Raw genomic sequence first — 25,988 nt, forward strand, 5'->3', positions numbered from 1 at the left:
CAAGGTTCGTTTACCCATGGTCTAGCCACAACGTGTTGTTACCACTATGACAGTGCAAGCTGGGACATACGAGGACGGTTGCTGGACATCAGCTGTGAACATCCCGAATGTCGTTGTACCGGCAGCATGCGCGAGGAAAGCGGCAAAAGCGCAGGTCAGACGGCCATGCCCGACGTCCACGGACCGTTGGCCCGCCTGGTACGCGGTGGACGCGGCATTGGACGGCCCCTAGAATCGGTACCAAGGTCCGTGGCCGCATGTGCTGCCCCCTACGGCCCCTGGAACCGAGCAGGACAACCAAAGGATATTTTATGCGGTCACGGAACAGGTTGGGGGCCGTACTAGGCCTGAGTGCAGTGACGGTCCTGGTCCCGGCCGCTGCCTTCGCCGGGCCCGTGGACCCCTCCCGGTCCGCAGTCGGATCGGTGGTCCAGGTTCCGGTTGAGTCCCCCGTGCGGATACCGCCCGGCGAATACGTAGTGGACCCGGCCAACGTGCTGGGCGGCGATGCTTCCGAGGTGGATGCGGCCATTTCCGAGGTGCAGCGGAACACCGGGTACACCCTCTACGTCGTCTACGTGGATTCCTTCACCAGCCCCTCGGACCCGGCCGCCTGGTCGGAGCAGGTGGTCCGCGGCAAAGGGATGGGCGCCAAGGAAGCCCTCCTGAGCATTGCCACCGAGGACCGTAAAATCCAGGTTTCCACCGGGGACCAGAGCGTCCTGAACCAGGCACGCCGCAATGCCATCCTCGCCGCGGCCACCGATCCCCTGCTGGGGTCCTCCGACATTTCGTCCGCACAGTGGGCCAACAGCGCGGTGAACGCCGCTGAGTCGCTGGAAGACATTGCCCGCGGCGGAAACGGAGAAGTTGCCGCCGCGGAAGAATCCGGCGGAGCGGACATTGCGCCCCTGCTGGTCGGCGGCGTTGTGGTTGCCGGCGGACTGGGAACAGCCCTGCTGATCCGCAGCCGCCGCCGCAAGTCCGTCGCTGCCGCTCCCGTTCAGCAGCAGGGACCGGCTGCACCGGTGGATCCGCTGGACACCATGAGCGTTCCCGACCTGCGCAAGCGTGCCGGAAGCCTGCTCGTCGCTGCCGACGATGCCATCAAGTCCAGCGAGCAGGAGCTCGGTTTTGCGATGGCCGCCTACGGCGAGAACGCCGTCACCACCTTCTCCGCGGACCTGGCCGCGGCACGCGCCCACATGGGCGAGTCCTTCAAGCTGCAGCAGCAGCTCGATGACCACATTCCGGACACTGAACAGCAGCAGCGCGCCTGGCTGAAGGAAATCATCCGCCGGTGCGAGGCGGTGAACGATTCCCTGCAGGCGCACAAGGAGGAGTTCGATTCCCTCCGGGAACTGGAGAAGAATGCCCCTGCCGCACTGGCGGCGGCACGGGCAGCTGCGGATCAGACCTCCTCACGCCTGAGCACCTCGGCGGCAACACTCGATTCGCTCCGCTCCCGTTATGCCGCCTCGGCTGTCAGCCAGGTCAGTGACAACATCGACCAGGCCCATGAGCGCCTGGCGTTCGTGACCAATGCGGCCGCAACAGCGAACGAGAAGCTGTCCGAAGGTGACACGTCCTCGGCGGTGGTTTCCGTCCGCGCGGCCGAAGAAGCCGTCCATCAGGCGGACGTGCTGCTGGATGCCATCGACAAGCGCAGCCAGGAACTCGACAGTGCCCGGCAGGAGCTCCAGCGCGCCGTAGCGGATGCCAACCAGGACCTGGCCCAGGCCGGCGCCATCGCAGCGGGGGGAACCACCCCGGGCCTCGCCGGCCCGGCGGCAGGAGTCCGTGCCGCCCTTGACGCAGTTCACCAGGCGACGCAGGCCGGGCCGATTGACCCGGTGGATCTGCTGCGTCGGCTGGAGGCAGCCAACAGCCAGCTGGATGCAGCACTGGAAGGGATCCGTGACCGCCAGGAACAGGAGCGGAGGGCACGCGATTCCCTGCAGCACACCATCATGGCCGCGCAGGCCCAGATCTCCGGTACCTCCGACTACATCCGCGCACGCCGCGGCGGCGTGGGCAGCGAGGCACGCACGCGCCTGGCCGAGGCGGAACGGAACCTGCAGCAGGCCGTGGCCATGCAGGCCGGCGATCCGGTGAGTGCCCTGGCCTATGCCCAGCAGGCCAATGCCCTGGCCGCCCAGGCTGCGGAAATGGCGCAGCAGGACGTTGACGGTTTCGGCGGCGGCGGCTTTGGCGGCGGGTTCGGCGGCGGAGGCGGCGGCAACGGGCTGGGAGGTGCCCTCCTGGGCGGTATCCTCATTGATTCCATCCTGCGCGGCGGCTCACACGGCGGCGGATGGGGCGGCGGCGGGTTCGGCGGGTTCGGCGGAGGCGGAGGGTTCGGCGGGGGCGGCGGGGGCGGCGGCTTCGGCGGGGGCGGCGGCTTCGGCTCGTCCGGCGGAAACTTCTAGACGGTACGAGCCAAACACGCGAAAGTACACCAAGATGTACCCGTAACGTCCCATGGCGGAGACGGGATTTTTCCGAACACAGCAGATTGAAAGGCAGACACCGTGGTTAAGCAGTCGATTTTCGGACGTATCACCCAATTGGCCAAGGCCAACATCAATGCCATCCTCGACCAGGCCGAGGACCCGCAGAAGATGCTCGACCAGATGGTGCGCGATTACAGCAACAACATCGCCGAAGCCGAGAGCGCCGTAGCGCAGACCATCGGCAACCTGCGGATGCTCCAGGACGACTACAACGAGGACATCCAGAATGCCCAGAACTGGGGCAACAAGGCCCTGGCTGCGTCCCGCAAGGCCGACGAGTTCCGCGCCGCCGGCAACACAGCGGATGCCGAGAAATTCGACAACCTTGCCAAGGTAGCCCTCCAGCGGCAGATTGCCTCCGAAAACGAAGCCAAGGGCGCCCAGCCGACCATCGCTTCCCAGGAAGAAATCGTCGAGCGCCTCAAGACCGGGCTGAACCAGATGAAGGGCAAGCTGGACCAGCTCCAAAGCAAGCGCGATGAACTGATTGCGCGCGCCCGCAACGCCTCGGCCCAGACGCAGATGCACGACGCCATGAAGAGCATCGACGTGATGGACTCCACGTCCGAGGTCGGCCGCTTTGAAGAGAAGATCCGCCGCGAAGAAGCACGCGTCCGCGGCGCCAACGAGCTCGCGTCCTCTTCCCTGGACGCACAGTTCGAGTCGCTCGAGGATCTCGGCGAGCAGACCGAGGTGGAAGCCCGCCTGGCGGCCCTGAAGTCTTCGGGCACGAAGTCCGCCATCGAGGATTAAGCGCTCCGCTGCAACCAGTACTGCCGAAGGGCGGGCACCGCTGCCGGTGCCCGCCCTTCGTCTGCCTGTCCCCCGGCTGCCGGTGCTTCGGCTATCCGTCCGTTGGCTGTCCGCCCCGGTGCCGCCGGTGCCGGGACTGCCAGGCGCGGCGCCGCAGCGCACGCCGCCGCAGGAGGAGGGGAAGCAGCAGCCAGAGCAGCGCCACCAGCACCGCGACCGACACTGCGGCAACGGCGCCCGCGGCACCGGAGAGCACCAGGTCGAACACCAGGCCGATGGTGCCGACCAGTATCAGCCCAACCAGGACCAGCGTGACCTGCAGCAGCAGGTCCGCGCTGTCCACCAGGTCCCGTTTGATCCGCCGCTGAAAGAAGGTGCGGTGCATCACCACCGTGGACAGCAGCAGTGCAGTGACAAGGACCGACAGCACTACCAGGGACAGGTAAATGCCCACCTGGGCCGGATTCAGCGCCGTGAACGCTGCTGGAACGGCAGCGTCAGGAGGAAACCGGTCAGGATCTGGATGCCGGTCTGAAGCACCCGCAGTTCCTGCAGCAGGTCCGTCCAGTTCCGGTCCTGTTTCTGCAGCGGGGTCTCGCCGCGGTCCGGGTCCCGTTCCGCCGGGGTATCGCCCATACGGGGAGTCTAGTTTGTCCTCCGGCGGGCAAAACAGAAGTCCCCCGAGGTTCCTTGCGGATCCTCGGGGGACTTCCTTTTGTTGCGGGGGCAAGATTTGAACTTGCGACCTCTGGGTTATGAGCCCAGCGAGCTACCGAACTGCTCCACCCCGCGGCGCAATATCTAACTCTACCCGCCGCAGGTCAGGGGTGCAAACCGGCTGCCGGCCGGCGGCGGAGCACGGGGGTGCTCCGCCGCGGCCGGTTAGCTGCCTTCGCCGTCCTCCGCCGGTGCGGTGGCGTCGTCGGCCGGTGCTTCGGCGTCGTCCCCGCCGGTGTCGCCCTCCATCCGCTCCTGCGCTGCGGTTGCGCGGGCGATGGCGTCCTGGAGCCGGGCCTGCGTCTCGCCGTACGCCGCGAAGTCGCCGCGGCCGAGGGCTGCCTGGCCGTCCTGGATGGCCTGTCCGGCGTCGGAAAGTGCCGTTGCCAGTTCGGACTGGGCCGTGACGTCGGCCCCGTCTTCCGGAGCCGGCGGTGTGGCTCCGACGTTGCCGGCGTCGCCGGTGGCCGCACCGGAGTCGCCGCCGAAGATCTGGTTCAGCGCTTCATCCAGGGTCGGAGCGAAGCCGACCTTCTCTCCGAAGTTCACCAGCACGCGCTGCAGCGTCGGGTACGACGCTTCACCGGAGGACTGCACGTAGACCGGCTGGACGTACAGGATGCCGTCGCCGACCGGCAGGGTCAGCAGGTTGCCGTTGATGACTTCCGAGGCGCCCTGGCGCAGCAGGTTCAGGGCGTTGGACACGGTGGGGTCGGAGTTGAACGTGTTCTGTGCCTGGCCCGGGCCGGGCACAGCGGTATCCGTGGGCAGGGACAGGAGCCGCAGCTTGCCGTAGTCCTCACTCTTGACCCCCGGTTCACCCGTACCTGCGTCCGCTTCCGCCGAGAGGAAGCCGTAAAGGACGTTGCGGGGGTCCCCGCCTTCATTCACGAAGGGAATAAACGGCGTCGTCAGGGAGAAGGTTGCTTCATCCTGGCCGGGCATCTGCAGCGACAGGTAGTACGGCGGCTGCTTGATGTTGCCGTTGCCGCCCGTGGGATCGGCCGGAACACTCCAGGCATCGTCGTTCTGGTAGAAGGAATCCGGGTCGGTGACGTGGTACTTGCCGAGCAGCTCGCGCTGCACCTTGAACTGGTCCTCCGGGTAACGGACGTGGGCCATCAGGTCCGCGGACATGTCGCTGTACTTTTTCAGGGTGGAGGGGAAGACACTCTGCCAGGACTTCAGCAGCGGATCCTCATCATCCCAGGCGTACAGTTCGACCGAGCCGTCGTAGGCGTCAACAGTGGCCTTCACCGCATTGCGGATGTAATTCACCTGTTCCTGCGGCAGGGCCGCGGCACCGGGAGTCAGTGAGTCGGTCGTGGCGTCCTGCAGCTCCTGCTGGGTGGAGTACGGGAAGTACTTGCTTGTGGTGTATCCGTCCACGATCCACTTCACCCGGCCGTCGATGACCGCCGGGTAGGCATTGGAATCAACGGTCAGGTACGGTGCAACCTTTTCCACGCGTTCGCGGGGATCACGGTCATACAGGATCTGTGATTCCTCGTTGATCGTATCCGCCAGGAGCATCTCGGTGGACTGGAACTTGATGGCGTAGACCAGCTGGTTGAAGAAGTTCCCGACACTGGGGCCGCCGTCACCGTTGAAGGTGGTCTGGGACTCCTCTTCCGAGTTGCCCGTCTGCGGACGGTCGATTTCCACCGGAGCGGTGCCCTCGGGGGCGCCGACCACTGAGTACGCCGGGGAGTTCTCGCCGAAGTAGATCCGCGGTTCGTATGCGCCGCCGTCGGTGAGGACGCCGGTGGAGGGGATTCCCGATTCCATGAAGCTCGGCTTGCCGTCCGGTCCGACGGTCGAGCCGCGTGCCGCCACCACGCCGTAGCCGTGCGTGTAGAGGATGTGTTCATTGACCCAGCCGGTGGGCACGCCGCCGACGTTCAGTTCGCGGACGGCGATGACCGTGTCCTGTACCTCGCCGTCGATCTCGTACCGGTCCACGTTCAGGGTCTGGGGGAACTGGTAGTACTGGCGGAACTGCTGCAGCTGGCCGAACGCGTCGGAAACGACATTAGGGTCCAGGAGGCGGATGTTGGCGGTGGTGCCTGCGTCCTGCTCCAGGGCTCCGGCGTTGGCGTTCACCGTGGCGTCGTACGGGATGACTTCGGTGTCCTCCAGCCCGTAGGCCTCCCGCGTGAGATCGATGTTGCGCTGGATGTACTCGCGTTCAAGGCTCAGTTCCGAGGGCTGCACCTGGTAGCGCTGGACAATCCAGGGGTAGACGCCGCCGGCCACGATGGCCGTAATGATCAGCATCGCGGTGCCGATGATGGGCAGGCGCCAGCGGCCGATCACGGCGGAAAGGATGAACAGGACGGCAACGATCACGGAGGCGACGGCCAGGATCGCCTTCGTCGGGATGACGGCTTCCACGTCGGTGTAAAGGGCGCCGGTCCAGGTTCCGGAGGTGCTCAGCAGGGTGTCGTAACGGTCAAGCCAGAAGTTGATGCCCTGCAGGATGAGGAAGGCTGCGGCGATGATGGCCAGGTGCAGGCGGGCCGGGCGGCTCACGAACACGCCCTTCTCCTCCAGCCGGATGCCGCCGTAAAGGTAGTGGGTCAGCAGGCCGGCAATTCCGGCAATAACGACGACGCTGATCAGGAAACCTACGAGGAACCCGATAAACGGCAGGGTGTTCAGGTAGAAGCTGAAGTCCATGTTGAACTGCGGATCGGTCTGGCCGAAGTCGCGCCGGTTGAAGAAGAGCAGGGCCTGCTGCCACATGGACATGGCAGCCGTGCCGGCGAAGCCGCCGACCAACACCGGGATGCCGATCATCAGCAGTTTGCGGACCGGCTCCAGCTGGGCCTGATAGCGGTTCAGATTGTCCTGCAGCGCACTGTCCGGCGCATAGATCGGCCGCGAGGTGTAAGCCACCCGGATGCTGGCGAACACGCCGGCGGCCATCACGAGGAACGCCGCCAGGAACATGGAGATCCGGGTCAGGTTCTCCTTGACGAAGACTTCCAGATAACCCAGCTGGTTGTACCAAAGGACGTTTGCGTAGACCTGGGAGAAATACACAAAGCCAATGACCAGTACGGCAACAACGATCAGCGTCGCGATCAGCGGGCTGCGCCGTCGTCGCCTGCCGACGGCCGTGGCCGTGCCGGGTCGGGAAAATGGGCCGTTTGGTCCGGAAGTCACAGTTACCTCATCGTTCGGTGCGTCGGCTCGCGGCCTCCCCGGGGTTCACCGGCGGGAATGACTTCGGGCCGTGTCTTCCGCCCTGTGTCCCCGCCGGACGGCCGGGAAGCCGTCCGTAAGTCATTCTGCCTTGGATTGCTCTGTGGCTGCCACTTCGATCCGGTGCCGCAAACAACCTTGTCCCGATCGTAACTAGGGCGGGCCATCCACCACTAGGGGGTGCACTGAGGCAGGTCCGCCGCGCTTCCACCGGCGGCGAGCTTTTCCACCGCCTGGACAGCCTCGTCCAAGGTGGACACCTTCACCACCTCGAGGCCGTCGGGGATGTGCCCGACAACTTCGCCGCAGTTGTCCGCGGGGGCGAGGAAATACTCCGCGCCGGCGTCGGACGCCCCGATGAGTTTCTGCCGGATTCCGCCGATGGGACCGACGTTGCCGGCCGCGTCGATGGTCCCGGTTCCGGCGAAGTGCCTGCCGCCCGTGAGCGGTTCCGGGGTGAGCCGGTCCACGATCCCCAGGGCGAACATCATTCCGGCAGACGGTCCGCCCACCTGCTCCATTCCCGCGCCGATGCTGATCTCGAAGGGGAACTCGAAGGACGTCGCCAGCTCAATGCCGAGCTGATAAACACCCGAGTCGGACTGCCGCGGCGTCACGGATTCGGTGACTTCGTTCCCGTCCCGGCGCACCGTGATCTCCGCAGCCGAGCCGCCGCCGTCGTTCAGTACCGCGCGCAGGCTGTCGATGCCGTCAACCGGGGTGTCACCCACCGCGGTCACGGTGTCTCCTGCCTGCAGGACGCCTTCGGCCGGCGATCCTTCAACCACGGCGGCGACGGTGAGTTCCTGCGTAAAGGGAATGTCCAGCTGCGTCAGGGCAGCGGCGACGGCGGATTCCTGCGACGACGTCATGGCAGCGGCGTTTTCCTCGTCCACCTCGTCGCTGGTGGTTCCCGGCGCGTAGAGGAATTCGGTGGGGTACACGACGTCGTCGTTGTTCGCCCAACCCCCCATGGCCTGGAAGATGCTGATATTGGTGCTGGGTCCGCCGGAAACGTACACGGTGGTCAGGTCCAGTTCACCCTTCGTGGGATAACTCCGGCGCCCCTCGATCTCGATGATCTCCGAGTCGCCGGCGCTGCCCAGCGTATTGAACGTGGGTCCCGGGGACTCCACCACGTACTGGGCGGGCAGCAGCACTGCGGCGGCACCGAGTACGACGGCGAGCGCTCCCGAGACGATCATCGCGCGGGAGCGGGCGGTGCGTTTCGCCGGTGCCGGGCGTCCGGCGCCCAGGCCTTGATAGGGGTACACGGAGTAGCTGCCGTCCGGCTGCGGGGCCGGGACGGGGAACTCCCCGGGTGCGGGACTGACCGGCCCGCCCTGCGCCGCGGTCCTGCTGTCGTCATGAGAGGGGCGCAACTGACCAACCTTTTCCTGCGCTCGTGTGCTGTGCTCGTGCTGTGCGTCTGCGGTAACGTGCCGGTGCCCGCTGTCGGGCTGCCAACCCTGCAAGCCTACGCCCGGCTCCATGCCCGGGTGTGCAGAGCAGGCTTTGCCTACAGCGAACGAAAACAGGCTGTGCGGGACAGGGGTTGGCCGCTGCCGGTAACGTGGTGGGAATATGCTCGGCCGGTGTCGGGCACCGCAAGCCGAACTTTCCGCTTTATTTTCTTCCACAGGACCGGTGGTTATCCCATGAGCTCCAATCCATCCGACCGCGGCGACGACCCGCAGGATCCGCTGTCCGAAATGCTCGCGCGCCTGTTCGGCGCCGGCGGAGCAGGGGGCATGGATCCCTCCGAGCTGGCGAAGGCCGCCGGACTGCCCTCGGACCCCAACGCGATGGCGATGATCTTCCAGCAGGTCCAGGCCATGTTCAGCTCATCCTCGGACGGTCCGGTGAACTGGCAGCTCGCCAAGGACAACGCCAGGCGGGTCGCGGCAACCGGCAGCGACCCCTCCACCAGCCCGGCCCAGGCCCGCGAGGTTGACGAGGCTCTGCACCTGGCCGAGCTCTGGCTGGACCCTGCCACCGATTTTGCGTCCACCGCCAGCCTCGGCCGCGCCTGGTCGCGGGCGGAATGGGTGGAAGCCACCATGGATTCCTGGCGCCGCCTGACCGAGCCCGTGGCCGTGAGTATTTCGGAGGCGCTGTCCAACGCCATCACGGCGCAGATGCCCGAGGAAATGAAGTCCATGATGGGCGGAGCATCCTCCATGCTCGCCAATATGGGCGGGGCGATGTTCGGCATCCAGCTCGGCCAGGCGGTGGGAGCACTGTCCAAGGAAGTGGTCAGCTCCACCGATATCGGCCTGCCGCTGGCCGCCGGAACCATGGCGCTGCTGCCCGCCAACGTTGCCGCCTTCGGCGAAGGCCTGGACGTGCCCGAGGCGGAGATCCGCCTGTACCTGGCCGTACGCGAAGCCGCGCATGCACGCCTCTTCGCGCGGGCTCCGTGGCTCGCATCGCATCTCTTCGGCACCATTGAAAGCTATGCCCGCGGCATCCACATCGATATGTCCAAGATCGAGGAAGCCGCCCGGGACATCGATCCGTCCAATCCGGAATCCATCCAGTCCGCCCTTTCCGGCGGCGTTTTCCAGCCCCAGCGCACGCCGGCGCAGGACGCGGCCCTGGAACGGCTCGAGACCGCACTGGCACTGGTGGAAGGCTGGGTGGACGAAGTCACCGCAGCAGCCACGGCGAACCTTCCCTCGGCAGGCGCCCTGCGCGAAATGATCCGCCGGCGCCGTGCCAGCGGCGGCCCGGCAGAGCACACCTTCGCCTCCCTGGTGGGGCTTGAGCTCCGTCCGCGGCGGCTGCGCGATGCCGCCGCTCTCTGGGCGCACCTGACGGAGGAACGCGGCATCGAAGGCCGCGACGCCGTCTGGGAGCACCCGGACCTGATGCCCACTTCCGAGGACCTGGACGATCCGAAGGGCTTCGGCCGGCGGCGCGAGCTGCTGGAGGCTGCCGACTCCGACGTTGATGCCGCCCTGAAGCGCCTGCTCGAGGGCGGATTCGATACCCCTGCGGAGGGAACGGAGGAGTCTGCTCCGGACGCCCCGGAGGTCCCGGAGGTCCCGGACGCAGGAACCGAGACCCCGGACGCAGGATCCACCGACGGCGGCGCCGACCAGGCCGGCAGCGAAGGCGACACCGATAACGGAAACAGCGGGGACGGCAGGCCCGGAGCCAGCTGACGCTGACCGCTCCACCACAGTTACTCCAGAGGCAGCAGTCTCTGGAGTAACTGCGTTAAAGGGCTGCTCAGTCCTCCCCCATCTCCCCCTTCAGGCCGCGGGCGCTGGCGAAAGCGGCGCCGGAAAGGAATGCCTTGGCGGTCTCTGTCTGCGGATAACCTTCCAGCAGACGCCAGAAGGCCGGACCGTGCGAGGGTACGAGCAGGTGGGCGAGTTCATGCAGCAGCACGTAGTCCACCACCCACTGCGGCATGCCCTGCAGCTTGTCTGACAGCCGGATGGTTCCCCTGCCCGGCGTGGCCGACCCCCAGCGCGAGTTCTGGTTGCTGACCCAGCGGACGGACTCCGGACGGGCCCGGCCGGAGAGATAGGTCCGGGACAGTTCCGCGGCACGCAGCATCAGGTCATCTTCCCCGGTCCCGGAATCCGACGCACCGGCCACGCGCTCTTCCAGCCGCACCACCATCCTCCGCACCCATTCGGCTTCCTGGGCGGCGGAGAAATGTGCAGGGATGGAAATCAGGGCGACCCCGTCACGGAAAACAGCGTTGACGGTCCGCTTCCGACGGGCGGACCGGCGCACCTGAATGGGTGTTCCATTGCTGGTGGTGGCCGGGATGGAGGCGTCAACGGTCTGGTGCGGGGAAGGCATATTCCAAGCGTAGCCGCCGCCGCTGACACCCCTGCTGCCTGTGGATAACGCCGTCCGCCGGGGTTTGGCGTGCCAGCATGGTTCCCAGCCCGGATGAGCGGGCAGCGCTGCCGGTGCGGAGGATACGCTCCGGAGCCGGGCAGGAAGAACCAGACCACGGGAGCAGACCATGCGGATCAATCCGGGAATTCACGTGCTCGAGGTTTCGCCGGGGGCCCGTCAGCTGGGGATCGGTCCGGGGTCCCTGCTGCTGCGCAACCTCCAGGACGAGGACATCGCATTTCTGGCCGTCCTGCGGCAGGGTGTTCCGGACGGAACGGAGCAGGAGGCGGCAGCGGGCCTGTCCCTGCCTCCGGACCGAGCAGCTTCGCTGCTGCAGGTGCTTGGCCCGCTGCTGGTACCGCAGGAAGGAACAGCGGACCCCATCCCCTCCCTGCGTTCGGAACGGCTGCTCCCCGACGCGCAGCGTCTCTCGTCCGCCTACCGGGTCAACGGCGAGGAATCCATCCGGCGCCGTGCCACGGCAGCCGTCTCCGTGGACGGACTGGGACGGGCAGGGGCCCTGCTGGCACGGACCCTTGCCTCCGCAGGTATTGGAACCCTGCTGCTGTCGGATCCGGCGGTGGTGTCCCCCGCGGATGTCGGAAGCGCCTATGCCATGACGGACATCGGAATGAACCGCGCAGCTGCCGTGAAGCGCCACCTGTTCCGGGTGGATCCCACTGTCCAGGTGCTGACCATGTCCGCCGGCCGTGGCCGTCAGGTCCCCGCCGCGGTGGACCTCGCCGTCGCCGTCCGTGCGGTGGGCGCGGTTCCGCCGGACCGGCCGCCGGAGCTTCCCGGAGGTGACGGCAGCGTTCCGCGCCTGATACTGACCGCACAGGAAGGCGGATGGGACGTCGGCCCGCTGGTGGTCCCGGGACTCACACCGTGCCTGGAATGCCTGGACCGGCACCGGGCAGACACCGATCCGGGGTGGTACGCCGCCGTCGGAGCCCTCACGAAGGGCAGCCGGGAGGTACCCGCCCCCTCCGGAAACCCGTTCGGTCCCGAGGGCGAGGAACTTGCCGGGTCGGTGCTCGCCGCCGGGGCTGCAGCCATGGCAGCACTGGTGTTTCTGGACGGGATCAATCAGCCGGCGGTGCTTTCCGCGGTCCTGCGGCTGCGGACCTCCGACGGGTACCCGCAGCTGAGGAAGCTGGACTACCATCCGGCCTGCGGCTGCCGGCTGCAGCGCAGGGGCACCCGGGTGGCCTAGGGCAGCCGCCCGGCTAGGCCTCGGTGCTCTCCGAAAGCACCTTCAGGACTGCTTCGCCGTAGCGCTCCAGCTTGGACGGTCCCACCCCGGGGAGGGTGGCCAGCCGGTTCAGGGACGGCGGGCGGTCTTCGGCAATGGCAACCAGCGTGGCATCGGTAAACACCACAAAAGCCGGAATGCCTGCCTCGGCGGCCGTCGCACGGCGCCATTCGCGCAACGCGTCGAAGGTAGCCTCCTCGTACGTCACAGGGCAGTCCCCGCAGCGTCCGACCTTGCGTTCGGCCCCGGTGGTCAGCAGGGCACCGCAGCTGCGGCACTTTGCCGGACCGGTGACCTTGCGCCGGGTCTGCCTTGCCGGTCCTGCGGTACGGCCGGCGTCCCGCTCGGTCCGGGGCCGCAGCCCGTCCAGGAACCGCGACGGTTTCCGGTTGGCACGCCCGCCCGGCGTCCGGGCCGTGGACCAGGACAGGGCCAGGTGCTCGCGGGCACGGGTAATGCCGACGTACAGCAGCCGCCGTTCCTCATCGACGGATTCAGGGGTGTCGGCAAACGAGATCGGCATGAGGCCTTCGCTCAGCCCTACCAGGAAGACGGCATCCCACTCGAGGCCTTTCGCGGAGTGCAGGGACGCGAGGGTCACCCCTTGGACCCGGGGCGCGTGCTGGGCTGCAGCACGTTCCTCAAGTTCCGCCACGAAGTCCTGCATCGTGAAGATGCTGTCCGGGTCGCGGGTCCGGGTGACCTGCAGCTCTTCGGCCAGGGACACCAGGGCGGCCAGCGATTCCCACCGCTCGCGGGTGGCTCCGCCGCCGGCCGGCGCCTCGGGGGTGTAGCCCAGGGAAGCCAGGATGTCCCGCACCAGCTGCGGCACAGGTTCGTTGCCCACGGACCGGGACGCCGCGCGCAGCTGCAGCACGGCGTCGCGGACCTCACGGCGGGCGAAGAACCGTTCGCCGCCGCGCAGCTGATAGCCGACGCCGGCCGACGCCAGCGCCTGTTCGTAGGCCTGCGACTGCCCGTTGGTGCGGAAGAGGACAGCAATTTCACTGGCCTGGACTCCCTGTTCGATCAGTGCCTTGATGGACGAGGCTACGTGCGCGGCCTCTGCCTCGTCGTCGGCGCATTCGGTGAACGTCGGCTCCGGGCCGGCGGGCCGCTGGGCCACCAGCTCCAGCGGAGTGGGCCAGGCCGGTGCCGTCCGGTTCCGCTCCCCTTCGGCCGTGCGGGCGGCGAGGATCCGGTTCGCCAAACCGACCACCTGGGGGGTGGAACGGTAGTCGCGGACCAGTTTGACGACGTCGGCGTTCGGGAACCGTTTGGTGAAGTCGAGCAGGTGCCGCGGCGTGGCACCCGTAAAGGAGTAGATGGTCTGGCTGGAATCGCCCACCACGCACAGTTCGTCCCGCGGCCCCAGCCACAGGTCCAGGAGCCGCTGCTGCAGCGGCGAAACGTCCTGGTACTCGTCCACGACGAAGTGCCGGTACTGGTCCCGGACCATGGCCGCCACCCGCTCGTCTTCCTGCAGGATTCCCACCATGATGAGCAGGACATCCTCGAAGTCGATGATGTTGCGGTCCACCTTGACGTCCTCGTAGGACTGGAAGATCCGTGAAATAGCAGTCAGGTCAAAGCCCGCCGGCGGCTCCCGGTCCCCGGCTGCCTTCACGTAGCTGTCCGGGGTGAGCATGGAGACCTTCGCCCACTCGATCTCCGCTGCGACATCGCGGATGGCAGCGCGGTCGGTGGACAGCCGGAGTCGGCGCGCGGCTTCGGCGATGATCTGGGCCTTGTGGTCCAGCAGCCCGGGCATCGCTCCGCCCACGGTGTGCGGCCAGAAGTACTGCAGCTGCTTCAGAGCCGCAGCGTGGAAGGTCCGCGCCTGCACACCGCCGGAGCCGAGGTCCCGCAGCCGGGTCCGCATTTCCGCTGCGGCCCGGGCCGTGAACGTCACCGCCAGCACCTGCTGCGGTTTGTAGACGCCGGTGGCCACGCCGTACGCCATCCGGTGCGTGATGGCACGGGTTTTACCGGTGCCGGCACCGGCCAGGACGCAGAGCGGGCCGGTGAGGGTGGTGGCTACTGCGCGCTGCTCGTCGTCCAGCCCTGCCAGGATTCGTGCTTCGGGTGATTCACTGCTCATGGGCGGGCGTTGGCCTCCGGTTCAATAATGGTCCCGCCGTACCAGCGCTCGATCAGGTTCCGGGCGATGGAAATGGGTCCTGCGATGGTGATTTCGCCGCTGGACACGGCGTCGGTGAGTTCCGCGCGGCTGAACCAGCGGACGTCGGACATTTCGACGCCGTCGGCCCGTGCCTCGGCGTTTACAGCCCGGGCGGTGAAACCGAGCATCAGTGAACACGGGAACGGCCACGGCTGCGACCCGAGGTACTGCGGGCTGTGGACAACCACCCCGGACTCTTCGGCCACTTCGCGGATGACCGCGGCCTCCAGCGACTCCCCCGGTTCCACGAAGCCGGCGAGCGTGGAATACCGGTTTCCGGCCCAGGCTGCGGCCGAGCCCAGCAGGATGCGGTCCTCCTCGTCAACAACGGCGACGATGATGGCGGGGTCGGTGCGCGGGAAGTGGGAGCTGTCATCCTCGGGGCAGCGGCGGACCCAGCCGCCCTGTTCAGGAACGGTCTGCGCCCCGCAGCGCGGGCAGTGGGTATGCACGGCGTGCCAGTTGGCTATTGCGGCTGCCTCGACGAACAGTCCGGCATCCAGCGCGCCCAGATGCGTGGCAGATTCGCGCAGGCTCACCCAGGCGGCGCCGTCGACGGCGAGCGCGGGATCCGGTTCGGGCAGCGTCATCAGGACGACGTCGGTGCCCAGCGGCACCTGTGCATCCTCCAGGGTCCGGCCGAGGTAGACGGGGACATCACCGAAGCCCGACGCCGGCGGGTCCAGGAGCACCAGCGCGCCGTCGCGGACCAGGGCGCGGCCGCCGGCCAGGTACATCACGCGGGTCCCGCCGTCGGCGCGGATGGTGTCGAACAGATCCGGGGCGACACGGCGGTCGGACCCCCGGTCCACGGCCGTCCGGGCAAGCGGTAACAAACCCAGGGGAAAAACTTCTGCTGCCGGTGCCGGGATACTCATACCACCTACCGTACTGACTACCTCCCCCCAAACTGTAGTTGGCCCCCTGCGCCCTACCCGGTCTGAGGTTTTCCTCACGGTTTAGGCGACTCGCCGCCCGGCAATGGTTATCCGGAGCACATCTGCCCCTACGGTTGAACATGTGAAACGGACCCCCATGGAATTGGCTGCAATGGCCAGCGCTGCCGTCCCAGGGCTGACCCCCACCGGCGTTGCCGGTTCCCCGGACGACGCTGCGGATTTTGACGCGGCACTGCTGATTGACGATGCCGGCCGCAGGTGGCGCGTCCGGTCCCCCAAACATCTCGAGGCCAGCATGCGCCTGGAGACCGAGCTGCTGGTCCTGCGCACGTTTGTGCCTGCGGTCCGGGCCGAGCTGCCGTTTGCCCTGCCGTACGTGGCGGGCACCGTCCGCCAGGGTGATCTGTGCACGTTTGTCTACTCGCACCTCCCCGGCGCCCTCCGCAGCATCGACTCCCTGATGACGGCCGGAGGTTCCGTAGCAGCGGAGATCGGCCGCGCCATGGCCGCTATCCATGCCATCCCCCGCGACCTGGTCACTTCCGCGGACCTGCCCAGCTACAGCGCGAACGAGTTCCGCCAGCGGCGTTTGAATGAACTGGATCAGGCAGCCACCACCGGAAAGATCCCCTCCGTCCTGCTGCGGCGCTGGGAACACGCGCTGGAGGACGTCTCACTCTGGCGTTTCAAGCCCACCGTGGTCCACGGCGACCTGCATGAAGACAACATCCTGCTCACCGGCGAACGGGTCAGCGCGGTGACCGGCTGGACCGATCTTCGGGTCGGCGACCCGGCGGATGATTTTGCCTGGCTGATCGCCGCCAACGATCCCCGCTTCACGGAGGCCGTACACGGCGCCTACCTGGCGGCGAGCAAGGATCCCGAAGACCCGCATCTGATCCGCCGTGCAGCCCTGTCCGCGGAATTCGCCCTCGCCCAGTGGCTGGTGCGCGGCGTCGCCGCCGAGAACTCCACCATGGTGGACGAAGCCGTGGAGATGCTCGGCACCCTCGAAGAGGATGTACGGGCGCAGGAAGCATCTGACCGGCGGGAAAGCGAGGCCCGCGCTGCCGATGCCCGGGCCGAAGCTGCTGCCGGTGCCCAGGCAGAAGCCGCAGCCCGAGCCGCAGCCGCAGCCCGGCCGGCGGCTGCCAAGGTTACCGTCGTCCCCATGGCCCCGGCCATGGCTCCTGCCGTGTCGGGCGCGGACAACGCCGGCGTAGCCGATACCGGAACAGAGCCGGCCACGGAAAACGGCACGGATACCTCAACGGCAACGGAGAACCGCGGACCCGACGGGACTGCGCAGGGAATGGCCGCACCTGACGGAGGAACGCCCGGGGAACCCGGCCCGGCTGAAGCTGCAGCCCCCGCCGCGGACGCCCCTGCCGGGAAACCGGACGCCGGCACCAACGAAGACAGTGCCTCCGGCGACACCGCTCCGCGCGACAGTGACGGTGACGGCAACAAGCCGGGCACCGAAACCACGGCCCTCCCGCTGACCCCGGTTCCGGAGAAATAGCCCCGCCAGCCCGCACGCCCGCACTCCGGTGCCCCGCCGATTCCGGCGGGGCACCGTTTTTCTTTTAAAACTGTTGCAATGTTCCGGTTCCTGCCCTAGGTTAGTTACATCAGTAATGAACCAAGGAAGTAGTGAACCGGGAACTTGGGTCGCCGGCATGAAAACACAGGAGCCGCTTTGATAGATGACAGCAGGCCGATCTTTCAGCAGATCGCCGAACGCGTCGAAGGCGACATCCTTGACGAAACCCTCAAGGAGGAAAGCCAGGTGCCTTCCACCAATGAGTTCGCGGCCTTCTACCGGATCAACCCGGCAACGGCGGCCAAGGGCATCAATCTCCTCGTGGATGAGGGAATCCTCTATAAGCGCAGGGGCATCGGCATGTTCGTGGCGCCCGGAGCCAGGGAAGCCGTCCTCAGAAAGCGGCGGGAACAGTTCTATGAGCAGTACGTCCGACCGCTGACAACCGAAGCTCGGAAGCTGGGTATTGACGGCACCCAGCTCGCCGGATTGATTCAGCGCAGCGCCGTCGACACCGAAGGGAGCATGGCGCCATGACTGCCGGCACCACGAACGTAATAGAAACCCGGAACCTCACACGCCGTTACCGGGACCAGCTAGCGCTCGACAACGTTAACCTGGATATCTCCGGCGGCCGCATTTACGGGCTGCTCGGACGCAACGGGGCTGGCAAGACAACCCTGATGTCCATCCTCACGGCCCAGGGCTTTGAGTCTTCCGGCGAGGTACGGGTCTTCGGAGAACACCCCTTCGAAAATGACCGGGTGCTGCGACGGCTGTGCTTCGTCCGCGAATCGCAGAAGTACCCGGACGATTTCACCGCTGCCAACGCTTTCGCATCCGCCGGGCTCCTTTATCCCAACTGGGATGCCGGGTTCGCCGCCTCGCTCGCGGAGGAATTCTCGCTCCCGGTCAAGCGCCGGCTGAAGAAGCTTTCCCGCGGCCAACTGTCCGCCGTGGGAGTGGTTCTCGGACTGGCATCACGGGCGGACATCACCTTCTTTGACGAACCCTACCTGGGGCTCGACGCCGTGGCCCGGCAGATCTTCTACGACCGGCTGGTCGAAGACTTCGCCGAGCATCCGCGCACCATCATGCTCTCCTCGCATCTGATCGACGAGGTCGCCCTTCTCCTGGAGCATGTGATCGTGATCGACAACGGCAGGATTGTCCTGAATGACGACGCAGAGAACATCAGGGGCAGTGCCGTGACCATCAGCGGCACGGCGGACATCGTCGAGGCCTTCATCGCCGGGTATCAGGTACTGCACCGCGAAGCCCTGGGGTCCCTCGCTTCGGTGACCGTAGAGCACCGGCTCGACGACGCCGGGCGCCGGGAAGCCGCCGAGCTTGGGCTGCAGCTGACGCCGGTGTCCCTGCAGCAACTCATTGTCCGCAAGACCCTGCAGGCCGACGGCGTAGAGAAGCCGTCCGGCACTGCGGCAACAGACAGCCTGGAGGCGTTCCAATGAACCGTGCAGTAGCCGTGGCGCGGATGCAGCTGACCAATAAGTGGATCTACCTGTGGATTCCGCTGATTATCCTGGCATCCTCCACGCTGATTTCGCTGGCCATCTTCGCGATGATCCCGGACGATGCCTCGAACGTCATTTCGGGCTCCGGGCAGGCGGTCATGTGGTACTTCTTTGCCCTGGGGATCCAGGCCATGACCCTGCTCTTCCCCTTCTCGCAGGCCCTCAGCGTCAGCCGGCGCGCCTTCTACATCGGCACGATCGGGTTGTTCTCCCTGGTCGCCCTGGCTCTGGCGGTCCTGTACTGGGTACTGGGGCTGGTGGAGCAGGCGACCGACGGCTGGGGCATGAATGGCGCCATCTTCGCCATCCCGTGGATTGCCGAGGGCGCCTGGTACACCCAGATCCTCTTCTATTTCGCGGTCACCATCCTGCTGTTCCTGCTGGGCTTCTGGAGTTCGACCATCTACAAGCGGTGGCGGACGATTGGACTCACGGCAGCGCTGGTGGGCGCCGGCGCCGTCCTGCTGGGCATCGTCGCACTGATCACCTGGCGGGAGGCCTGGGCTTCAGTCGGCGCCTGGATAGTGGAACTGACGCCGCTCTCCCTGGCCGGCTGGCTGCTGGCTACCGGTGCACTGCTTGCCCTCACGTCCTACGCCACGCTTCGGCGAGCCGTTCCCTGACCCTCCCCCAACCGGTTCAGCAACCGAACCCCGTCCGTCGGATCAGAACCCGGCGGACGGGGTTTTTGCCGCCTCGCGGATGATCTCCTCGAGTTCGGCTTCGCCGGCCAGGTTGTAGGGGCGGATCAGCTTGTCCGCCGCCACATAGTAGAAGGCGGCGCGCACCTTCTCCAGCGGAACCCCCTTGAGCCGCGCCCACGCCAGCCGGTACACCGCCAGCTGCACGGACCGCACATCAAGCTTCTGCGACGACGGCGGAGCGCCGGTTTTCCAGTCGATGAGGTCCCAGGTGCCGTCCGCGTCCTGGAACACCGCGTCGATCCGGCCGCGGACGACGACGGTGTCCACCTTGGTCTCCACCGGCACTTCGATGAAGGCAGGCGTCCGCTGCGCCCAGTCCGATGCCTCGAACGTGGCGATCATGTCCTCGAGCTGATAGGCCTCATCCACATAGGCGTCGGCGGCCCCCGGGTATTCGTCAATGTCCAGCATCCCGCTGGTACCGAAGAATTCCTCGACCCACGCGTGGAAGGCGGTGCCCTTGCGGGCGGCCATCCCCGGCTGGCGCGGAACCGGCCGGCGGAGCTGGCGGGTGACCTCCGCCGGGTTGTCCTTCAGATCCACCAGCATGGACGCTGAAATGTGGGCGGGGAGTTCCACCTGCACCACTTCGTTCGGCGGACGGTGCCGGGCCAGGACGAGTTCCGTTTCCCGGCTCCACCGTCCGGAGGGGGCCGGAGTCTGAGCCGTATCCGGTGCGGCCTCCCCCTCGGAAACGTCGTCCTCTTCACGGCCTTCCTCCCGGGCCGCGGCCCGTGCCGCCCGGTGTCCGGCAGACTCCAGGACGGCCTCCGCAGCGGCTTCCATTGCCTGCCTGCGGGGTCCGAGCGGATCAATCGGCCACTTGGCCCGCTCCGTCTCGGCGTTGGCAGGGTTTTCCGTGCCCTCGTCTTCGGGCGCCACCCAGTGCAGGAGCCGGTAGCCCGCGGCGCCGGACTGTTCCAGGTCGTAGAGGTCCTGGAGGTACCGTGACACACCCAGTGGTTTGGACCGTCCTCCGCCCCAGGCGGAGGAGGTGCATATCAGCACGGACTTGGCGCGGGTGAACGCCACGTAGGCCAGCCGCCGTTCCTCCCGTTCGGCGTGCCCCTTGGCGTCTTCGCTGAAGAGCTTTTCGCTGTCCAGCCAGGACTTCTGGTCCACCTGTTCCCAGTCCCACTGCGGCAGGTCCAGGCTGTCGCCGCGCAGGGTCCACGGGATGGAGGAATCTCCGCTGCTCCAGCGCGAATCCTTGTCGCTGGGGAACGAGGCTTCGTTCAGTCCGGGGACCACCACGATGTCCCATTCCAGCCCCTTGGACGCATGGACGGTAAGGAGCTGGACCGCTTCGCGGCTCGGTTCCAGCGGTGTCACGGGCAGGCCGTTTTCCTCGGAGTTGGCGGCTTCCAGCCAGGCGAGGAAGGCGGCCAGGTCCACCCGCTCCGCGGAGGAGCTGAACGTGGCTGCGGCGTCGATGAATGCGTCCAGGTTCCGCCGGGACTCGTGCAGGGTAACCCCGGGCTTTGCCGCGACCTCGATGTCGAGCAGGATTCGGCGCTCCACCTCGCCGATCAGCGTGGTCAGATCCTCGCCGACAAACCCGCGCAGGTCCCGGAGCTCGTTCCGCAGCTGCGTCAGGCGCTTCAGCCCCTCCTCGGAGAGGGACCGTCCGGCGCTGGAGACCCAGCCGGGACGCGGCAGGGAGTCCACGGCTTCCACCAGACTGCCGGCCTCCACCAGGTCCGCCTCCACCACCAGGTCCGGAGCTTCATCCGGGCCGTGGATATCGGCGGCGTCGGCCACCCGGACGGCGCGTTCACGGACCCGGACCAGGTGCCGGGACCAGTCCGCCAGCGCCATGAGGTCGGCAGGTCCGATCCGCCACCGGGCTCCGGCCAGGATCCGAAGCATGGAATCCGAACGTCCCGGATCACCCAGGACCCGCAGGACCGCGAGCAGGTCAACCACTTCAGGGGTGGACAGCAGTCCGCCCAGGCCGACAATCTGCACCGGAATGCCGCGCTGCTCCAGTTCCCTGCGGATCGGCTCGAACTGCTTGCGTCCGCGGCACAGCACCGCCACGGTGGGGGTCTGTTCCTTGCCGCGGTCATCAAACCCGCCCAGCTCGACTTTGCGGCTGCGGTGGAAGGCCACCTGCTCCGCCACGGCTTCCGCCTCTCCCAGGATCCGCTCCGGAGTGCCCTTGCCGGGCTCTACCGAGACATCACAGAGGTAACGGCCCAGATACACCTCGCCCACGGGGGCATTGTCCCTGGCCTGCAGCTCGGGTACGTGCGGCAGGCGCTGGTGCTTGAGCCAGGGGGCAACGCCGTTGAGCGCGGTGGAGACGGTGTTGGCCGCGGCCAGCACGGAGGTGGAGTTCCGCCAGGCCACGGACAGATTGGCCAGCGGCGCGAGCTGGCGGCCGGTGTCGGTGAACAGCGGGAACTTCTCCCGGAAGGTGCCCAGCTGGCCGGCGGAGGCCCCGCGGAACCCGTAAATGGACTGGTGCGGATCCCCGACGGCGGTGACGGAGCGGCCGTCGCCGAACAGGTTGGAGAACAGGACCATCTGCGCGTGGGAGGTGTCCTGGAACTCGTCCAGCAGGACCACCTTGTACTTGGCGCGTTCCATCTCCACCGCTTCGGGGATGGTGGCCGCGATCCGTGCCGCCAGCTCCACCAGGTCGCCGAAGTCCAGCTGCCGGCGTTCCGCCTTGGCCCGCTGGTAGGCCTCCACCAGTTCGGTCACGGAGATGCGCGTCCGCAGCCGGTTAACCAGCTTCCGGGCGGCCTGGGTGGGTTCCTTGGGTTTGCCGAACTGATAGGGCAGGGCTGTGACCGCGTCCACGTGGGCAGCGAGTTCGGCACGGACCTCGGCAGGGGTGCGCAGGTGTTCGGAGCATTCACCGGCCATCTGCAGCACTGCGCCGACCAGGGTGGATTTGGCGGCCGTGAAATGTTCGTAGTCTCCGGAGTAGGCTTCCACCACTTCATTGGCCAGCTGCCACGACTGCGCGCCGCCAAGCATCACGGAATCGCGTTCGACGCCGATCCGCAGGCCGTAGTCGTTCACGATGCCGTTCGCGTAGGAATGGTAGGTGGAGACACTCGGCTCCATCCGTTCCTCGCCGCCGCCGGCGGTATCCGGATCCGCTGCTCCGCCGGGTCCGGCGTCGAGCTGGTGGTAGAGCAGGTTCAGGCGCGCGCGGATGCGGGAGGCCAGCTCACCGGCCGCCTTGCGGGTGAAGGTAACCCCAAGGATCTGTTCGGGCCGGACCAGGTCGTTGGCCACCAGCCAGACCACCCGGTCCGCCATGGTCTTGGTTTTGCCCGACCCGGCACCGGCGATCACCAGCAGGGGTTCCAGCGGGCCCTCAATAATGCCGATCTGGTCGTCGGTGGGGTTCTCCACCCGCTTGTTCGGATCGGTATGCAGCAGTTCCGCAAGTTCCAGGGCGGAGTACTTCGGGACGGGCGCGGCCTGCGGCAGCCCGCCGGGAACCTCGTCGGTTACGGACGCACTCACTCGGTGACCTGCTTTCCTTCAGCGCAGAGAGGACAGATTTCGGGCAGCCGGCAGCCGTTGCCGCCAAAGCCGCTGCGGCCCGGATCGTGGACTGTTTCGAAGAACGCCGCGGACATCAGCACGGCCGCGTTGCGGACCATGTCCCGCGCCGTGGTGTCGTCCGGGTCCAGGGGTTGCTGTTCCTGCACGGAAACCCCCTTGTTCGTGGTGCCCAGCTGCACCAGGGCCGCGCCGCCGGGTACCGCCGGGGCGTCCGGCAGGGCACCTTCCCGCACGGCCTCCTGGTAGGCGGCCAGCTGCGGATGCCCCTGCAGGTCGTCCTTCTTCGGGGCGGACTTGCCGGTCTTCAGATCCACGATGAACAGCCGCCCCTCGGCATCGACTTCCAGCCGGTCGATCTGGCCGCGCAGCAGGGCGGTGCGGACCGCGCCGTCGATCTCCACCGGCAGTTCCACCTCAAAGTCCTTTTCGACCGCGACGAGCGAGCGGCCGCTGCGGCGCATGGTGATGACGTATTCAGCCAGTTTGCGGACCATGGTTTCGGCCCGCTGATAATCCATCTGGCCTTCCCAATTGTCCTTCATGCCCAGGGACGGCCAGCGTTTCTGCAGCTCCTGCACGTATTCGCTGCCGGCGGCATCCGGCATGTCCTGCGCGATGGAGTGCACCAGCGTGCCCAGGGACCGGGCGAAGTCGGTGGCCTGCTCGCCGCCGGCCGCGGAGACGAACCAGCTCAGCGGAGATTTCAGCACGGCGTCGACCTTGGAGGGCGACACCGGAATCCGGGCCTCCGGGGGCAGGATCGGAGCTTCACTGGACAGCGGCGCGAGTCCCCACCACTTCCCGGGGTGGGCTCCCGGGACCGGTACGGCGTGGTTCACCATGGTGCCCAGGTGATGGACGGCCTCGGCGGCCAGCTCCGGGTCTTCGTCCGGCTGCTGGGCGTACCGGCGCAGTTCGGCGACAAGTGAGCGCAGCGTGTACGGGCGCAGGACCTCGGTGCGCTGGCGTTTCTCGGCTCCCGGCTCCAGCGGTGCCACCAGGTCCAGGAAGGCGGAGGGCTGTTCGTCCTCGGAGGAGACCGCCGTGCAGATCAGCACTTCGCGGGCGCGGGAGATGGCGGTGGAGAAGCTGCGCAGTTCGTCGAAGCGGATGGACTGCATCAGCGTCAGCGGGCTGCGGTGGGCACGGAAGTTGTCCCCGTGTTCCACGGCCGCCACGAGTTCCCCGCTGCCCAGCAGTTCGCCGCGGAGGCGGAGGTTGGGCCAGACATCCTGCTGGATGCCGGCGACAATCACCATCGGCCATTCGCGGCCTGCCGCGCTGGCAGGGGTCAGCAGTTCCACGGCCTCCCGGCGCTGGGCCCGTGCCGCCAGGGTATCCATGGGCAGTTCGGAGCTGGTGAGGTAATCCAGGAACTGCGCCGGGGTGGAACCGGGCAGCTGGTCAACGTACCGTTCCGCGGTCTGGAACAGGGCCATGATCGCGTCCAGGTCCCGGTCCGCGCGGGAAGCACCCGGGCCGCCGGAGAGGGCCGTTTCCGCCCACCGTTTGGACCAGCCGGAGACGGACCACAGTGCCCACAGGACCGTTTCCGCCGTGGCACCGGGTTCCCGGGCAGCCTCCCGCCCGGCGGCGAGCATGGCGGAAATGCGCTGGGCGGCCGGACGGGCATCCCAGCTCAGGCCGGCCAGTGCCCGCCCGGACTCCGACTCGGGGTCCAGCAGCGATTCCACCAGCAGTGCGTCGCTGGTCCGTCCGCCGCCGGCGCTGCGCTCTTCGCGGCGCAGTGCCTGCCGCAGCCGGCGCAGTTCCAGCGTGCTCGCGCCGCCGATGCGCGAGGTCAGCAGTGACACTGCCAGTTCGGGGGTGAGCAGTTCCGGGTCCAGGACGACGGCAAACGCGTCCAGCAGCGGACGGACGGCGGCTTCATCGCGCACCGCCCGTTCCGCGACGGGAACCTTGACCTCAATCCCCTGTCCGGTGAGATAGCGCTGGAGGGCAGCCAGCTGGGCGCCGGTGCGGACAATGACGGCGATGTCCTCGAGCGAGCGGTCCTGCAGCAGCTGGGCTTCCAGGATCCGCTGTGCCACGTAACGCTGCTCGTGCATGGGAGTGTCCACGACATGCGCCTCGGCCGTGCCCGCAGCCGGTATCTCCGGGACTTCGGGGGTCTCCGTGGCCTTCTGAGCCTCAGTTGTTTCCGGAGCCTCGGGTGCCTCGGGTGCCTCCTGGACGTTGCCGCCCCCGGGATCCGTCCCGACGAACCGTGCATCCGCCACGGCGGTGCGGTAGGAGGGCAGCCGGCCGACCACGGAAATCCTCGAGGCAGTCCGCGTCCAGGCACCGGCCAGCGAACCGGTCAGGCGGTGTGAAGTGGTCAGGACACGGGTATCGAGCCTGCCCTCGAAGCGTTCGGCCAGCCGGCCCACCAGGTCCGGGCGCGCACCGCGGAAACCCTGCACCACGGTGTCGGGGCAGGCGGCGGCGATGGAATCTCCGCTACCGGCCAGCAGTGCGTAAAGGCTGTGGATGGCGGGGTTGGCTTCCTGCAGGTCATCCACCAGCACCAGCTGCTGGCGCTCCTGCTCGGCGGCCAGGAACTCCGGGTCCGAGTGCAGGATATTCAGGGCCGAAGTAATGATGCCTGCCGGGTCGAAGGACTCGGGCATGCGCAGGTCCAGGACGTCCCGGTACTCGGCGTAAAGCTCTGCGGCCGCTTCCCAGTCCGGACGGCCGTGCCGCTGCCCCAGTTCACGCAGTTCTTCGGCGGAGATGCCGTACTCGATCACGCGGTCGAAGAGCTGGCGGATTTCCTGGCGGAAGCCGCGGGTGCCCAGTGCCTGGTCCAGGCTGTCAGGCCACGGAAGTTCCGGCACTCCCTGCTGTCCGTGTCCGGCCAGCAGTTCCTTGATGATGACGTCCTGTTCGGCGCCGGAGAGCAGCTTCGGCGCCCGCGTGAGGTACGGCAGGCGGCCTTCGGTCTTGGCTCGCCGGATCAGGTCGAAGGCGTAGGAGGCCCAGGTCCTGGCGGGCGCGGTGCTCAGGGTTCCCTGCAGCCGGGCCGAAAGCGCATCCCGCAGGCCGGCCGCGGCAAGCCGGGAGGGGGCCAGCATCAGCAGATGGGAAGGGTCCAGCCCGTCGCGTTCAATCCGTGCGACGGCGGCTTCCACCAGGACGGTGGACTTGCCGGTTCCCGGCGCTCCCAGGACAAGGACGGGGCCGCTGCCCGTGGGCAGGTCCACCACGGCCTGCTGGTCCGCGCTGAGCCGGGGCGCGGACAACGCGCTTGCAGCCGGCCCGACGAGTTGGAGTTCAACGCTCATGGTTCCA

The 25,988-nt window shown here is 67.4% G+C and carries 15 protein-coding genes, 1 tRNA gene and 1 pseudogene; 8 read left to right on the forward strand and 9 right to left on the reverse strand.

Features of this window, described 5'->3' with window-relative positions:
• Window positions 1-311: 311 nt before the first annotated feature.
• Window positions 312-2,429: a TPM domain-containing protein gene (locus NNX37_RS01105; protein ID WP_255790241.1), complete on the forward strand. Its 2,118-nt coding sequence runs from the start codon at window positions 312-314 to the stop codon at window positions 2,427-2,429.
• Between the two features lie 102 nt (window positions 2,430-2,531).
• Entirely contained in the window at window positions 2,532-3,266 is a 735-nt protein-coding gene (locus tag NNX37_RS01110; RefSeq protein WP_255790243.1) for a PspA/IM30 family protein, read from the forward strand.
• A 91-nt stretch (window positions 3,267-3,357) separates the two neighbouring features.
• On the opposite strand, the pseudogene NNX37_RS01115 reads toward NNX37_RS01110, so the two are convergent.
• From NNX37_RS01115 to NNX37_RS01130, 4 genes and pseudogenes are all read right to left on the reverse strand, one after another.
• Window positions 3,358-3,902: pseudogene (locus NNX37_RS01115) on the reverse strand (DUF6328 family protein).
• Between the two features lie 82 nt (window positions 3,903-3,984).
• Window positions 3,985-4,058, reverse strand: a tRNA-Met gene (locus tag NNX37_RS01120).
• A 90-nt stretch (window positions 4,059-4,148) separates the two neighbouring features.
• On the reverse strand, window positions 4,149-7,151 hold the full coding sequence (locus NNX37_RS01125) for a UPF0182 family membrane protein (protein WP_407079901.1): 3,003 nt from the start codon (window positions 7,149-7,151) through the stop codon (window positions 4,149-4,151).
• 212 nt (window positions 7,152-7,363) lie between these two features.
• Window positions 7,364-8,572 (reverse strand): YlbL family protein, encoded by a 1,209-nt coding sequence (locus NNX37_RS01130; protein ID WP_255790244.1) that lies wholly within the window; start codon window positions 8,570-8,572, stop codon window positions 7,364-7,366.
• A 276-nt stretch (window positions 8,573-8,848) separates the two neighbouring features.
• On the opposite strand from NNX37_RS01130, the gene NNX37_RS01135 reads away from it, so the two are divergent.
• Entirely contained in the window at window positions 8,849-10,357 is a 1,509-nt protein-coding gene (locus NNX37_RS01135; RefSeq protein ID WP_255790245.1) for a zinc-dependent metalloprotease, read from the forward strand.
• A gap of 67 nt (window positions 10,358-10,424) precedes the next feature.
• Here NNX37_RS01135 and NNX37_RS01140 read toward each other — a convergent pair whose 3' ends face one another.
• Complete coding sequence (locus NNX37_RS01140; protein WP_255790246.1) at window positions 10,425-11,009, reverse strand: M48 family metallopeptidase; 585 nt, start codon at window positions 11,007-11,009, stop codon at window positions 10,425-10,427.
• A gap of 169 nt (window positions 11,010-11,178) precedes the next feature.
• Here NNX37_RS01140 and NNX37_RS01145 point away from each other — a divergent pair, with 169 nt between their 5' ends.
• Window positions 11,179-12,267 carry a ThiF family adenylyltransferase gene (locus NNX37_RS01145; protein ID WP_255790247.1) on the forward strand — a complete coding sequence of 363 codons (1,089 nt, stop codon included), beginning with the start codon at window positions 11,179-11,181 and terminating at the stop codon, window positions 12,265-12,267.
• Window positions 12,268-12,280: 13 nt separating this feature from the next.
• Here NNX37_RS01145 and NNX37_RS01150 read toward each other — a convergent pair whose 3' ends face one another.
• Window positions 12,281-14,407, reverse strand: a complete 2,127-nt coding sequence (locus NNX37_RS01150) for an ATP-dependent DNA helicase UvrD2 (protein ID WP_255790249.1) — start codon at window positions 14,405-14,407, stop codon at window positions 12,281-12,283.
• Window positions 14,404-15,366, reverse strand: coding sequence for an NAD(+) diphosphatase (gene nudC / locus NNX37_RS01155; protein ID WP_255790251.1), 963 nt, complete (start codon window positions 15,364-15,366; stop codon window positions 14,404-14,406). Before nudC ends, NNX37_RS01150 begins: the two co-directional genes overlap by 4 nt.
• A gap of 142 nt (window positions 15,367-15,508) precedes the next feature.
• Between nudC and NNX37_RS01160 the strand changes: the two genes are divergently transcribed.
• The 4 genes from NNX37_RS01160 (at window position 15,509) to NNX37_RS01175 (ending at window position 19,088) form a co-directional block, all read left to right on the forward strand.
• Window positions 15,509-16,909, forward strand: a complete 1,401-nt coding sequence (locus tag NNX37_RS01160; RefSeq protein WP_255790252.1) for a phosphotransferase — start codon at window positions 15,509-15,511, stop codon at window positions 16,907-16,909.
• Window positions 16,910-17,086: 177 nt separating this feature from the next.
• Window positions 17,087-17,467, forward strand: a complete 381-nt coding sequence (locus NNX37_RS01165) for a GntR family transcriptional regulator (protein ID WP_255790256.1) — start codon at window positions 17,087-17,089, stop codon at window positions 17,465-17,467.
• Entirely contained in the window at window positions 17,464-18,402 is a 939-nt protein-coding gene (locus NNX37_RS01170; RefSeq protein ID WP_255790257.1) for an ABC transporter ATP-binding protein, read from the forward strand. The genes NNX37_RS01165 and NNX37_RS01170 overlap by 4 nt, the downstream gene beginning before the upstream one ends.
• A complete protein-coding gene (locus NNX37_RS01175; protein WP_255790259.1) occupies window positions 18,399-19,088 on the forward strand; it encodes a hypothetical protein in 690 nt (229 codons plus the stop codon). The genes NNX37_RS01170 and NNX37_RS01175 overlap by 4 nt, the downstream gene beginning before the upstream one ends.
• A 42-nt stretch (window positions 19,089-19,130) precedes the next feature.
• Here the strand turns inward: NNX37_RS01175 and NNX37_RS01180 are convergent, their stop codons facing one another.
• Together NNX37_RS01180 and NNX37_RS01185 are read right to left on the reverse strand one after the other, a co-directional pair.
• Window positions 19,131-22,655 (reverse strand): ATP-dependent helicase, encoded by a 3,525-nt coding sequence (locus NNX37_RS01180; RefSeq protein WP_255790261.1) that lies wholly within the window; start codon window positions 22,653-22,655, stop codon window positions 19,131-19,133.
• On the reverse strand, window positions 22,652-25,981 hold the full coding sequence (locus tag NNX37_RS01185) for an ATP-dependent helicase (RefSeq protein WP_255790262.1): 3,330 nt from the start codon (window positions 25,979-25,981) through the stop codon (window positions 22,652-22,654). The genes NNX37_RS01180 and NNX37_RS01185 overlap by 4 nt, the downstream gene beginning before the upstream one ends.
• Between the last annotated feature and the right edge of the window lie 7 nt (window positions 25,982-25,988).

The sequence above is a fragment of the Arthrobacter zhaoxinii genome, assembly GCF_024385505.1.
GTDB classification, from domain to species: Bacteria; Actinomycetota; Actinomycetes; order Actinomycetales; family Micrococcaceae; genus Arthrobacter_B; species Arthrobacter_B zhaoxinii.

Excerpts from the sequence above, each read along its gene's own strand:
- NNX37_RS01175 (WP_255790259.1), top strand. The coding sequence starts at position 18,399 with ATGAACCGTGCAGTAGCCGTGGCGCGGATGCAGCTGACCAATAAGTGG.
- NNX37_RS01140 (WP_255790246.1), bottom strand. The coding sequence starts at position 11,009 with ATGCCTTCCCCGCACCAGACCGTTGACGCCTCCATCCCGGCCACCACC.
- NNX37_RS01135 (WP_255790245.1), top strand. The coding sequence starts at position 8,849 with ATGAGCTCCAATCCATCCGACCGCGGCGACGACCCGCAGGATCCGCTG.
- NNX37_RS01185 (WP_255790262.1), bottom strand. The coding sequence starts at position 25,981 with ATGAGCGTTGAACTCCAACTCGTCGGGCCGGCTGCAAGCGCGTTGTCC.
- NNX37_RS01170 (WP_255790257.1), top strand. The coding sequence starts at position 17,464 with ATGACTGCCGGCACCACGAACGTAATAGAAACCCGGAACCTCACACGC.
- nudC (WP_255790251.1), bottom strand. The coding sequence starts at position 15,366 with ATGAGTATCCCGGCACCGGCAGCAGAAGTTTTTCCCCTGGGTTTGTTA.
- NNX37_RS01145 (WP_255790247.1), top strand. The coding sequence starts at position 11,179 with ATGCGGATCAATCCGGGAATTCACGTGCTCGAGGTTTCGCCGGGGGCC.
- NNX37_RS01105 (WP_255790241.1), top strand. The coding sequence starts at position 312 with ATGCGGTCACGGAACAGGTTGGGGGCCGTACTAGGCCTGAGTGCAGTG.
- NNX37_RS01150 (WP_255790249.1), bottom strand. The coding sequence starts at position 14,407 with ATGAGCAGTGAATCACCCGAAGCACGAATCCTGGCAGGGCTGGACGAC.